The 13,668-nt window shown below is 44.9% G+C and carries 7 protein-coding genes and 3 pseudogenes; 7 read left to right on the top strand and 3 right to left on the bottom strand.

Annotated features, from left to right (window positions below):
• Positions 1–757: 757 nt before the first annotated feature.
• The 5 genes and pseudogenes from BN4609_RS17135 to BN4609_RS15645 form a co-directional block, all read left to right on the top strand.
• A complete protein-coding gene (locus tag BN4609_RS17135; protein WP_164071587.1) occupies positions 758–4,141 on the top strand; it encodes a toxin TcdB middle/N-terminal domain-containing protein in 3,384 nt (1,127 codons plus the stop codon).
• Between the two features lie 15 nt (positions 4,142–4,156).
• Positions 4,157–5,350 carry a DUF6443 domain-containing protein gene (locus BN4609_RS17355; RefSeq protein ID WP_068855665.1) on the top strand — a complete coding sequence of 398 codons (1,194 nt, stop codon included), beginning with the start codon at positions 4,157–4,159 and terminating at the stop codon, positions 5,348–5,350.
• Positions 5,341–7,590: an RHS repeat domain-containing protein gene (locus BN4609_RS17125; protein WP_084791379.1), complete on the top strand. Its 2,250-nt coding sequence runs from the start codon at positions 5,341–5,343 to the stop codon at positions 7,588–7,590. The genes BN4609_RS17355 and BN4609_RS17125 overlap by 10 nt, the downstream gene beginning before the upstream one ends.
• 899 nt (positions 7,591–8,489) lie before the next feature.
• A pseudogene (locus BN4609_RS05765) lies at positions 8,490–8,753 on the top strand (RHS repeat domain-containing protein); the annotation flags it as partial.
• Positions 8,754–9,032: 279 nt separating this feature from the next.
• A pseudogene (locus BN4609_RS15645) lies at positions 9,033–9,134 on the top strand (RteC domain-containing protein); the annotation flags it as partial.
• 55 nt (positions 9,135–9,189) lie between these two features.
• On the opposite strand, the gene BN4609_RS05760 reads toward BN4609_RS15645, so the two are convergent.
• From BN4609_RS05760 to BN4609_RS05750, 3 genes and pseudogenes are all read right to left on the bottom strand, one after another.
• Positions 9,190–10,305, bottom strand: coding sequence for a HigA family addiction module antitoxin (locus BN4609_RS05760; RefSeq protein WP_084791378.1), 1,116 nt, complete (start codon positions 10,303–10,305; stop codon positions 9,190–9,192).
• A complete protein-coding gene (locus BN4609_RS05755; RefSeq protein WP_025867317.1) occupies positions 10,298–10,618 on the bottom strand; it encodes a type II toxin-antitoxin system RelE/ParE family toxin in 321 nt (106 codons plus the stop codon). The genes BN4609_RS05760 and BN4609_RS05755 overlap by 8 nt, the downstream gene beginning before the upstream one ends.
• Positions 10,619–10,791: 173 nt before the next feature.
• Positions 10,792–11,585, bottom strand: a pseudogene (locus tag BN4609_RS05750) (TraM recognition domain-containing protein); the annotation flags it as partial.
• 530 nt (positions 11,586–12,115) lie between these two features.
• Here BN4609_RS05750 and BN4609_RS05745 point away from each other — a divergent pair.
• A complete protein-coding gene (locus tag BN4609_RS05745) occupies positions 12,116–12,991 on the top strand; it encodes a DUF8202 domain-containing protein (RefSeq protein ID WP_164071584.1) in 876 nt (291 codons plus the stop codon).
• Positions 12,973–13,668, top strand: a 696-nt coding sequence (locus tag BN4609_RS05740; RefSeq protein WP_206196539.1) for a hypothetical protein, incomplete at its 3' end; no start/stop codon positions are given. The genes BN4609_RS05745 and BN4609_RS05740, both read left to right, overlap by 19 nt.

Below are 13,668 nucleotides of genomic sequence, written 5' to 3'. Positions count from 1 at the left end.
ACAGTATGACAACACKGGAAAGGAAGTGGCTTTCCAGAACTTCGACTATTATGATGATGTGCAGGCTGAAAAGGGATATGTTCCGTTCAAGGACGATTCCGAGAAATGGAACACCCATGATGATGGACTTGARGCAGGSTTCATCAATCCGTTAAAGGCTGTCAGCAAGCGTTTCAGCGACAAGCCTACGGCACTCGGCGGCACGACAAGCTCCTCTGTCAGTGGTTCTTTCTATGCAGGTGTGGGTGTAAATGATGAAAGTGGTTGGAAAAGCAATACTGCAGGTGGTTCATATAGTTATTCAAGCGATACAAGCAAGGGACTTTCAGCGCTCGTTGACTTGAACGGTGACGGACTTCCAGACAAGGTGTACAAGTCTGGTGGTTCTGTATATTACCGACCACAGATTAAGACAGACAACGGAGAGGTTGTATATAGTGAACCTATCAAAGTAAAAGGTATTAGCAGTTTCTCGACATCCAAAAGTTCAACAAACTCTTTCGGTGCGAATGCCGTTGTCGGTTGGAATACTTTAACTGCTGTTGTTGGAACGAATAAGTCCACGACCAAAACAAAGACAACACAATATTTCAGCGACATCAACGGTGACGGTCTTGTTGACCTCGTTTCAAACGGAAAGGTATATTTCAACCACTTGGAGTTTGACCAGGCAGGCAATGCCGTGCCTACATTCACTCTGAGCAGTGCCGATACCCCAAGCCCTATCATCTATGGTGGCAAGGTTGACACATCCGTCATGGAAGTTAGTGAGGACGAGCAGGCGGAAGCCATCAAGAACTCGCCAATGGAGGACATCGTGCGTGTATGGCAGGCTCCTAAAGACGGAACAGTAAGTGTTAGTGGTCAAGTAAGCCTCGTTGCACCGATTGGTGACTATGATGCAGATGAGTATCAGAAGGCTGACGGCGTAAGAGTGGCCATCCAAAAGGGAGGCAATGAGCTTTGGAACAAGACAATAGCCAAGGGTGACAACAGTCCATATAGTGCAGCCGTATCATCTGTTGCCGTCAAGCGTGGTAACAGAATCTATTTCCGTGTTCAGTCTGGCTCCGAGGAGACAAGTAATGGTTCCTTTGATAAGGTCAACTGGTCGCCAACCATTACATACGTTGGCGAGGCAATGACTTTGCCTAATGGTCTTTCTTCAACGGAGTACAAGCCAGAGGATGGTGCCATTTATGACGTGAACACCTCTGCCAATGTAGAGAATGGCGCAAGCGTGGAAGTRCACAGTGCCTTCCACAAGCCTGTAACAACCGACGATGTTGTTCTCAGCATCATCGGCAGCAACGACAAGAAGGACAGTGAKGGKAARGACAATCCGAACTATACCAAGAAGACTGTCTTTGCTCGTACATTGAAGGCTGGTGAGGCTTTCAATGGTGATTCTCTCAACATCAGTCTGGAGAATACAGAAAAGCTGACCAATTTCAGCTTTGAGATTTCATCCACCTCAAATGTTGACTGGAAGAATATAGGTTGGCAAGCGTCCGTAACTTACAAGGATTCCGCCAATGTTGAGCAGACTATGGCTGTTCCTGCACATTACAAGACATTCGCCAATGCCTTGACGGAGGGCAAGCCATATCTAACCACAGCAACAGACACCGCTTTGGTTGTATCTCCAGTACTCACACTTTCGGACAACGCCCTCAATGGTGAGGTGACATTGACTGCAAAGACTGTTGATGTCCTTGTCGGCAAAAAGACATTCAAGATACAGAACGGTATCTTGCAGAGCGATACCTTACYCCTRTCAAACTTAGACGGAAAGGAGATTTGGTTTGAATACAGRTYTTCTTCAACCATTTCTGACGGAGCTTTGACCTCTGCGTCTGTCTCCATTCTGAAAGATGCAGCGGGACTTGTAACAGAAAATATTCCTGCTGGATTCTATGCGGAAAGRGATAACAATGGCTTCGGTATGCTCTACCGWGGTTGGGGTGGCTTTGTCTATAATGCGGCAGAGGGCAGATATGCCAAGCCTATTGACGAGTCWTTGCTGAAATTGCCYGAYAACGAGGATGATAAGGTTGATCCGCTCACGATGGCATTCACTCCATTGGGTACAGACCAGACTTCTATGGACAAGTGGGTCGGTCAACGACAGGACATTTATCTCACGGCAACGGAGGCAAGTACAGCCCGACTGACCGAGCAGGATGTTCTTCTCTCAAATCCGTTGGAAAACAATACCGAGGTAGCAGGACTTGCTGGAGAACATTTGCAAGGTACAGGTGCTGCGGCAGTAACTCAAGTGGTTTCAAGCAAGAGCACTGTAGTGCAAGGCGGTGCGCTTGGCATCACTCACAACGATGCAAATGGTAGTGCTAAGACGGAAGTCTCCATGATGGACATGAATGGTGACGGTTTCCCTGACATCATTGCTGGCGGTACTATCCAATATACCAATTCATTGGGTGGACTGAGTGGCGAAATCTACAAGGGTATTGGCTCTAACAACTCCGACAACGCTTCACAGGCATGGGGATATGGTGGTAATCCTATACCATCTGTATCTGACATTGCCAATTTGATTCCAAGTAGCAAGGCTTCGCTGAAAAATCTTAAAAACTCATGGTTGGCACAATTATCTATATCAGGTAGTGTGCCAAAGAATACAGATGAATCTGTCGAGGCTTTCATAGACATCAATGGTGATGGTCTTCCTGATAAAATTCTTTCCGACAAGAAGGTCAGATTAAATCTTGGCTATGCCTTTACTGAACCTATTGATTGGGGACTTGACCGTATTCAAGGGGGAAAGAGCCTTTCTTATAATTTTGGAGCAGGAGGTTGCATAAATATTGCTTCTGGTAGTTTCTCCGCAGGTATAGATATTGTAACATCTGAGAGTGAAGAGGAATACAACCTTATCGACATTAATTCTGACGGTCTTCCTGATAAAGTATGGAAGAGCGATAACGGTATCATTGTTGCACTCAACACAGGTAATGGCTTTGATAAGCCTATCAGTTGGAAGGGCGTTAATGCTTTGAGTGAAGCGGCTTCCACATCGGAATCTGCAAATGCTGCCTTCACTGTAACAATTCCGCTATTGGTGGTTAAGATTTCAACCAACCCTGGCGCTTCCACATCCCACAGCATCAACCGTCCAACATACTCCTTGCAGGATGTGGATGGTGACGGCTATCTTGACATCGTTGAGTCTGAGAAGGAAAGCGAGTTGAAGGTTACACGCTCTGCCATTGGCAGGACAAACATGTTGAAGTCAGTCACCAATTCCTTGGGCGGAACTTTCACACTCGACTATGCGCATACCACTCCTACCTACGGACTCCCTGGTGGCAAGTGGGTAATGTCTGCCTTGACGATTGATGACGGAATCCATGACGACGGTCCTGTCATGACAACCGCCTTTGAGTACAAGGACGGCAAGCGTGACCGTCATGAGCGTGAGTTCCTCGGTTTCGGTGAGGTCATCACCAAGAACCTCGACACGGAGAAAGGCAATTCTGTTTACAGACAGGCTGTTGAGAACTACGATGTAGCCAACTACTACACGCAGGGCAATGTTACCGCCACATCCGTAGAGGATGCCAACGGCAACAAGTACACCGAGACAAAGAACCGTTACGACAGCTACTATCTGACTGCCGACGGTGACAAGTACACGTTCGCAAAGCGTGACGTGAACCTTTGGAGTGATCGTGCATCTGCATTCGTTCCTCTCCGCTATACGGCAAACTTGCAGTATGAGGGAMCGGCAAACGGTGTGGTTACATCCGAGGCATGGAATGAGTACTACCTCAATGGCTATCATGGTGAGTTGAAGTCCTACAAGTACAGCGACAAGGGAAGCCTTGGCGAGGACGGAAACGGAAAGTTTGACTATGCAACCGCCATTAAATACACGGACAATGCAGCGAAGCATATCTTCGGACTTCCAATAGATGTTACGGTGACTGGCGGTGACGGCTCACTCTATCACCATGTGACGGCGAAGTACAACACCAACTACGCCAACCATATCACTCAGATTACACAGCAGTTGAATGATGGCGAGGCTGTTACGGATTACAAGTACGACTCTTACGGCAACATCATCCAGAAGACTCTCCCTGCCAACGGCAAGGGACAGCGRATGTGGTACAAGTARCGCTATGAGCCTGAGATGAACATGTATGTTGAGCGCATTGACGATGCGTGGGGCTACCGCAGCGAGCAAGGCAATTTTGACTATCGCTATGGTATKGCCAAGGAGCATCGTGACCTCAACAACTTCTACTATGAGACTGATGTTGACGACCTCGGTCGCATCACTGGCGTGCGTGGTCCAAATGAGTTGGCTACGGGCGTGCCTTATGCCATCGCCCTTGAATATCAGCCTTTGGCTACATTCAATGAGAGTGGCATTACCGCACCTGCATACGCAGTGACCAAGCACTACGACATCCAGCACCCTAACGATGACTTGGAGACCGTTACATTCGTTGACGGTTTCGGAAGAGCCGTGCAGGTGAAGAAGGACGGTGTTGTGACAAGTGCATCCAAGGGAAGCTCTGCCAAGGACGAGAATGTGATGATAGTCAGCGGAAGAACCGTGTATGATGCTTTCGGACGTGTGGCAAAGGCTTTCTATCCTACAACGGAAGGAACCGGATCGAAGTCCACGTTCAACAAGTCATTTGACAATGTATCTCCAACGGTTACTGTTTATGACGTGCTCGACCGTGCTACCTCAGTGACATTGCCGGACAACTCTACGACAACTACGGCATATACTGTTGACAACGGCAGTCATGCACTTGTTACAACCGTAACAGACGCACTCCATAATGTGCAGGCTACCCATACCAATGGCAGTGGCAAGACCTTGAAGACCATCCAGAAGAGCGGTCCTGACGGTGAGATTACCACCTCGTTTGAGTATGACGGCATACAGCGCCTTGTTCGTGTCACCGACACGGAGGGCAACATGACGACCTCTACTTACGACATGGGTGACCGCCGTACTGAGGTGAACCATCCTGCAAGCGGCATCACCAGCTTCACTTATGATGCGCTCGGCAATGTGCTGACCAAGCAGACTGCCAACCTTGCGAAGGAAGGCAAGTTCATCACCTACGATTACGACTATCAGCGTCTGACGGGTATCAACTACCCAGACCATCCGGAGAACAACGTGAAGTATTACTATGGTGGTCGCAACGCCTCTCAGAACCGTATCGGTAGATTGATGCTCCGTGAGGACGGAACAGGTGCCATTGAATACTTCTACGGCAAGATGGGTGAAGTCACCAAGACCCGCCGCACGATGATTGTGCCTAACCAGGCGATAGCAACCTACGTGACGCAATGGACTTAGTTCATGGCTACAAGTCATACGGTTACGATTATGTGAGCAAGATCGGCTATGACAAGTTCGAGCAGCGCACATACTTGAAGTATTGCAACGGTGCTGAGACCTTCTACACTTACGACCCACAGCGTCGCAGATTGCAGAACCTCACCGTGAACAGTGGTGGCAACACCATTATGGATAACGCTTACACTTACGATGCGGTGAGCAATGTGCTCAGCGTGGTAAACGGTGCGTCAGTTCCACAGAGTGGAAAGGCTGGCGGACAGATGGCTCATGCCTATACATACGATGCCCTCTATCGTATTGTCAGCGCAACTGGCACTTATACTGGTGCTGACAACAAGACCGCAAGCTACACTCTTGCGATGGGTTATGACAATATGCACCGTATCACTTCGAAGCGTCAGATTCTCACGCAGAACAACGTGCAGTTTGATGGTTCATTGAACGCTGGCTATGACCTTACTTATACGTATGGCACAGATGCAGGCAAGAAGTTCCAACTTGCAAATGTCAAGGATGTAAACTATCGCACAGAGGAAGCTCCATCTGAGAGCGAGAATGTGAACAACAACCACGCCTACGAGTATGATGCCAACGGCAATCTTGTTTATGTCAACACAAGCCGTACCAAGAAGGATGGCGTGGCTGACGAGAAGATCGCAGAGCGTAAACTCAAATGGGATGAGGAGAACCGTCTCCTTGCTTCTGACGACAATGGCTTCGTGACCAACTATTGGTATGACGCAGACGGAGAACGCACGGTGAAGACATCAGGTGAGAGTGACCAAGTTTATGTGAACTCTGAGTTTGCAGGAGGTCGCACGAACACCGCCAAGTTCTCACTCTACGTTTCTCCTTACCTCGTTGCCAACCAAGGCGGACGTTACACCAAGCATATCTATATCGGTAGTCAGCGTGTAGTCAGCAAGATTGGAGACTTCGATTCTTACGGCTCAGATCCACGCCGCATCCAGTATGCAGGTAGTGAGACTGATGGCTTGTCTGTTGATTATAAAGCTAAATATACCGGGCAGTTGCAGGTTATCAAGGATAATTATGCAACCTTTGCAGTGCCGTACAATGGCGAGGACAACAACGATTATGTCGATGGCAAGGGCTTCTGCTGCAATGACGGCAGCTTGGAGGCTGCTCAGACACGAGCTTTAGCGAGAGCTGCAAAGAATAACTTCCAAGAAGGCGATACATACGAGAAGATGCAGTTCTACTACCACCCAGACCATTTGGGTAGCAGTAGTTACATCACCAACCTTGACGGCGAGGTGGTGCAGCACATAGAGTATGTGCCTTTCGGCGAGGTATTCATAGAGGAACGCAACAATGTATGGAACACGCCTTATCTCTTCAATGCAAAAGAATTTGATGAAGAGACAGGTATGTACTATTATGGTGCGAGATACTATGAACCGAGGCTGAGTCTGTGGATGAGTACGGATCCTTTGGAAGAAGAATATCCAAACATTACAACATATGGATTTTGTCATAACAATCCCCTTATTTTAATCGATCCAGATGGGATGGGAGATTATTTTAATAAAAAGGGAATCTGGTTAGGTTCGGATGGAAAGAACGATAATAAGGTTTTTGCAGCTCAGAATGTTAGTAAGTCCAAAAGTGGGTTAGTTAATGATGCAAAAAATGCAAAATTATTAAACATATCTTACGATAAGTTTGTCCGACAAGCATCTGCCGTTTATGGGGAGAGTAGTGCATATCTCGTTCGAAATAAAAAAGACGAACCAAGTGATGAAATGATGAAAGAGATGTATGCAATTGCAAGTGTACATCAAAGAAACTCCAAAGCTTATGGTGTAAACTCTGAGCCAGCTAAAGACTTTCGTAAAAAAGGTGAAAGTCAAAGAAATGAATTACCTCTCATGCGAACAGCAATAGCGGCAGAAATTAATGCATTGTTGGGTGGCACAGATTACAGCTATGGGGCAACAATGTGGGATGGCGCAGAACAAGCCCAATTTTCTTCAAATGACATGCGTAGAAGCACAGGTAGATTCGAAATTCATATGAACACTATGGGATGGAAAATCTCCGATGGGCATTATGCAAAATGGAAGAAAAATGTTGGAAAATCGTTTAAAGCACCTCAAATTCGCATTGCTCCAACGCATTTTAATGACGGCAAACGTAATATGAATGCTGGAAAAACAAGATTACAATCAACAGCAGTATACGGAAGAACTATCTTTTGGAAAGGAACTAAATAAAAATTAGTAATGAGATTTTGTGCGATATTAATACTTTCTGTGATTTCAATTCTAAACAGTTTGGAATTGAAATCACAGACTGTTGTAAACATTTTAAGTAATGGTTATAAGTTAGAGAGAAGTTTATTTCTACACGGGAAAAAAATCGGGGTATATAATAAAAAGGGTAGATTGATTAAATTGTCCACAGATGACAAAACGCGTCAAAAGATATTTTTAAATCAATCTAATAGCCTAACAGATTATGGNGCGATATTAATACTTTCTGTGATTTCAATTCTAAACAGTTTGGAATTGAAATCACAGACTGTTGTAAACATTTTAAGTAATGGTTATAAGTTAGAGAGAAGTTTATTTCTACACGGGAAAAAAATCGGGGTATATAATAAAAAGGGTAGATTGATTAAATTGTCCACAGATGACAAAACGCGTCAAAAGATATTTTTAAATCAATCTAATAGCCTAACAGATTATGGAATAAAGCTAAAATATCCCGAGGTCATATATAAGGATGCATGTGTTATTGCTGATATTTTATCAAGTTATGACCCAAGCGAAATCTTGTCATTTACAAAGCCAATAGGGGAACAAAAAAAGATTTCTATACAAAATATCAATAAGTATTACACATATCTTGATGCCAGTGTTGACTATGTGTTAAGTATTGAAATTATAGTCAAGGATTGTCTTATTACTCAATATAGTTATACATATAAGCCAAACATGTCTGACGTCATTATTTCATATACATGTGTCTTTACTTATGATAAGGATAATAGGGTCGTAAAATTAAAAAAAGAATATAGGAAACACTATGAAACAATAGAATTCATATATGAAACCAAATAAGACATGTTTCTTGCCAAGTCATATTGTGACATAGGTAATTCACAAAGTTCATCCAGCATGTTAACTACCGCACAGAGGAAACTCCTTCGGAGAGTGAGAATGTGAACAATAGTCATGCCTACGAGTATGATGCCAACGGAAACCTCATTTATGTCAATATAAGCCGTACAAAGAAGGATGGCATGGCTGACGAGAAGACCACGGAACGCAAACTCAAATGGGATGAGGAGAACCGTCTCCTTGCTTCTGATGATAACGGCTTTGTGACCAACTATTGGTATGATGCAGACGGTGAGCGTACGGTGAAGACATCAGATGTTAGAACATATTCTGTAATCAAGAAAATGGGAAATAATATGATTAATTTTGACGATATACACGAGCAAGAGCAATAAAATTGTTGTTGGTCGTGATGCCCGCATCTCTGGCGAGTTATTTCATCGAGAGAAATAGAGCTGTTTTGGGCAATAACAGAAAGTCCATCAGTCTCACCACCTGCATACTGGATGCGGCGTGGATCTAAGCCGTAAGAGTCGAAGTCACCAATCTTGGAAACGACACGCTGACTACCTATATAGATATGCTTTGTATAGCGACATTCATCTTGTAGTCGCACCTATTTTCTGGACAAGATGCAGGAGAAGTTGAATGAGAAAATGCGGAGGGATGATGAATTGGAGAGAATGAGGAGATGAAAATGCAAAGCACCATTGGCTATGAAATGTGTAACCAATGGTGCTTTGTAAATCATTATAGAATTTTCGTTTCAAAGAAATTCTTTATCTTGTATATACCTATATCATGCTTATAGCGTCCGAACAGAAGTTGTGGGTTGACATTGTGTTTGTCTGCTTCTGTCTGAATATATGGTGCTATTTTATAAGGTACAACATCACGAGTCCTTGCCATGAACTTTTTCCAGTCCGCATTTGGTAGGGTCGCATTTAAAGCGAACTCGTCAGCCTCAGACTCCTCGATGTTCTTCTTGTCCTCCATGAGATTAATCATTGCCTTACCATTTTGGGTAAGGTGCTTGAATACATGACCGACCTCATGTAAAGTGGTGAAAGCAAAATTGTCAATGGAAGCTATTCTCTCAGTGATGACAATCGTTGGTGTATCTCCTATCCAAAAGGACATTCCATCAACAGGAACTTGCCCAACCTTATTGACTACAAGAAAACGAATGCCATACTTGTTAAGAACCTCTTGGGTTTTGTTCACCGTATTCTTGTTTTCTTTAAACACATTGTTCAGCTCTCTTGCCAGCATCTCAGTATCTGCCCCCTTGTCAAATGTGCATAAAGTTGAATCATCATTTTTAGAGAGATGATAGCAATAATATTTCCAAGACAGAATGTCCACGGGATTGGTTTTCACCTTTTCTGACTTGCGGTAATAAGAAAGTTCCATCTCTTCTGCCTTCAAGCCAAAGAAATCATCCAAGTTATCCACGGAAAAGACCTCGAAGATGCGTTTTACATCCTCGATGATATTTCCTCTAACGATACCGACTTTTCTGAAAAAGGGAATTGATACTTGGTCTTTGAGTACATTCCAAATCTCAAGCATTTTAGTCTGCAACACAACCCTCTCGCTCTGTTTGGCGCAATCCAATTCGTATTGCGTCTGAATGTTCATGAGATATGTCGCAGAAATGCCGAGAGCGTTTTCCAACAACAATGCCATTTCAGGTGTCAGAGAACGTTTACCTTTTATGACATCATTCAGAATGGATTTCTGTATGCCAGTGAGTTCGGACAATTCGCTCTGCTTCATATTACGAGCAGACAATTCGTCCTTAATCACCTCGCCCACATGAGTTGCCTCAAATGGGACTGCCTGATTGAAACTAAACTTAGTCATAATGATGTGATATTTCAATTAATTCTATTTCGGTAATGATAATACTGCCATCGGCAGGAGAGCTTTGGAAAATCAATCGCCAGACATCATTGCATCTTACAGATTCTTGATCTTTTCTGTCTCCGTGCAATCTTTCGTAGCGCAAGCCATGATCACGCATAATGTCTTCAATTCTTGTGGCAGCTCTCATTTTGTTGACAGCCTTAACATAACCCTTGATTGCGGCTATAGGAAGTCTTTTATACTTCTTGTCAGATGTCTTTCCATTTTCGAACAGTTCCAACAAAGCCTCGTCTTCACTTGTTATGTTCATATATTATTCAGCCATGTTATTTTTATCTGTGTGCAAAATTACGATAAATATTTTGATTATCAAAATTGATAACTAATTATTAGCTATATTATAATCATTTTTAACTATTATCCTTGACACTCGCGGAAAAAAGCAATAGGAAAACCTATTTTGTTCAACTGTGAAAAGCGCATTTATGCCTTCTGTATCAAGTGCTTCAAGTTCTCATCGTTGGCGATACGCCCCAGTTCATCCTTGACTATCTGCTTGACATCTTCCTTGATTTGGTTGTAGTTGTCCTGTATGGCCTGCTTCATGCAGTCGATGCCATCCGCATCCAAGAAATCGTTGATGATGGGGAGTTTCTGATAACGACTTTCCTCCCGTTTCACCTTTTCTGTATCAACTACTATCTCGGCATGGAATATCTTCTGCTCGATACGCTCGTTGAAGTTATCGGAAACAGAGCCGACAAACATTCCTTGGGTGAGTCCGCTAATCTTGCTCGGCGGAATGAGACTGTCCATTTGGGTATTGATGGATGTAGAAACATCCTGACGGTTGATGGAAATAGACTGGCGCTTTTGGAGTACTTTTCCAAAACGCTCGGATAAAGTCTTAGCGGTCTCGCCAACGACCTGACTGCTGAAGATGTTACCTACCGTATTGATAACCACCTTAGCCTCCTTGTCTCCATAATCACGGACCAATTGCGAGAAGTCCTGGAAGCCCAAGCAGACGGCAACCTTGTTGCTTCGTGCCGTAGCAATCAGGTTATCCAAACCCTTGAAATAGATGGTCGGCAGCTCGTCAATGATAACGGATGATTTGAGCAGTCCCTTCTTGTTGATGAGTTTCACGATGCGGCTGTTGTACAAGCCGAGTGCCGCACCATAAATATTCTGACGGTCGGGATTGTTGCCGACACATAGAATCTTCGGTTCTTCGGGATTGTTATGTCGAGTGTAAACTCGCTTGCGGACATAACCCCATCATAAAAAATGAATAGCAAGTATTCCTGCTGAGTTTATCAAATCAGGGCCATTGTTGTTGATGACGACTCTACCATCAGCTCATATATACCTTTCCGACACAAGCATATAGTGTTTTCATTTGTACCCCGAGTGTGTACAGTTTCAAACCATGATTTACATTCTAACATAAGAAACTGAAGCCGTGACCATTTGTGTATTTTTGCCAAACTAACTCAAGTACATACAACAGATGTAAAAGATTTCTGCAAAATTGACCGAAATCATAAGAAAAAAACACCAAACCAGCAAATTTCTTAAAGATTATATCCGTTTATTAAGATTATTTTTGTATATTTGCAGCATTATTTTGGTGGTAAAGCCTGTTGGCCTGCCACGTGACAATAGGACTTTACGGAGCAGCCTATATCACAATTCTTCTCCGTAGTAACAGTCCGTTCTCTCTCACTGGTCTCTCCCTGCGCGGCAGAGGNCGCAAACGCCCGGAGGAGTCAGCGGAAGCGAACTGTGGTTCAAGACTGCGCCATTGAACTCAGACCTGCAAGGTTATTACCGTTGGCAGGATTTCTCTGGGGATTCCATACGGCTGATGCTATTGGACAGCCGTGGCGTCAAGTCTGAACTTACTCTTCCGAACAGTTCAGTCCATTACTTCAACTTCAATCCGAGTCTCTGGCTCGCAGACGGATTCCGCAGCCTGAGTGCCAGCCTCAAGCACGGCGACCTCTCGCAGGCTACCGTCATCGGTGTCTTTTCACCGGAACTGGCGACCATCGGCAAGGATATGGTTGTCTATGCTCTTGACGGCCGCAAGGGCGACGGAGCCATTCTGAGCAAGGACAAAGCTGTAAGGGGTAGAGGTGTTGAACCACTGGACTATGGTTCAGCATCGGGTGAAGACCTGCTTTATCAATCAAGTGATTCTTTGTCCGAGAACGGTTTTAAGGAAAGCGCCCTGCGCGTTGTGTCCTACTTCAAGGTAAGCAATCCTTCAACAACATTGTGGGGAGACAACTCCAACACCACATTATTCATCGGAACCCCTTCCACCTCTGGCAGTTTCGGTACGGATTTCCCGACCTCGCTCTTCGGTAATGCTTCCATCCGTGGATATGCCCCTGAGCTTATTGTGTTCAGCAGGATGCTTACACCCGATGAGCGCAGAAAAGTGGAGAGCTATCTGGCGGTAAAGTACGGCATCACCCTCAAAGGCTCGTATCTTGACAGCGACGGAAACCTGACTTGGGACATGGCGGAGAACCAAGCCTACCACCATAGGGTCACAGCTGTTGGAACCGACACGGCAGGAAGTCTCTCCCAACCGCTTTTTCCAATGGCAAGGTATATTTCAACCATTTGGAGTTTGATCAGTCTGGCAATGCCGTGCCTACGTTTACATTGAGCAGTGCCGACACGCCAAGCCCAATCATCTATGGTGGCAAGGTTGACACTTCTGTCATGGAGGTCAGTAAGGATGAGCAGGCGGAAGCCATCAAGAACTCACCGATGGAGGATATTGTGCGTGTATGGCAGGCTCCTAAGGACGGAACAGTAAGCGTGGCAGGTCAAGTAAGCCTTGTCGCTCCTACTGGAGACTATGACGCTGACGAATACCAAAAAGCAGACGGCGTAAGAGTTGCTATCCAAAAGGGTGGCAATGAGCTTTGGAACAAGACTATTGCAAAGGGCGACGGCAGTTCTTATGCCGCTGCAGTCTCTTCTGTTGCCGTCAAGCGAGGTGACAGAATCTATTTCCGTGTGCAGTCGGGTTCCGAGGAAACAAGCAACGGCTCATTCGACAAGGTCAACTGGTCGCCTACCATTACATACGCTGGCGAATCTAATGTTTTGCCTAACGGGCTTTCTTCAACAGAGTACAAGCCTGAGGATGGTGCCATCTATGATGTGAACACCTCTGCCAATGTGGAGAATGGTTCAAGTGTTGAAGTTCACAGTGCCTTCCACAAGCCTGTAACAACCGACGATGTTGTTCTCAGCATCATCGGCAGCAATGAAAAGAAAGACAGTGACGGAAACGACAACCCGAACTATATCGAGAAGACGGTCTTTGCTCGTACA

Origin of the sequence: Leyella lascolaii (assembly GCF_900079775.1) — a bacterium.
Classification (GTDB): domain Bacteria; phylum Bacteroidota; class Bacteroidia; order Bacteroidales; family Bacteroidaceae; genus Prevotella; species Prevotella lascolaii.
The sequence above is the reverse complement of the archived record's forward strand: the minus strand, read 5'-3'. Positions and strand labels throughout refer to the sequence as shown.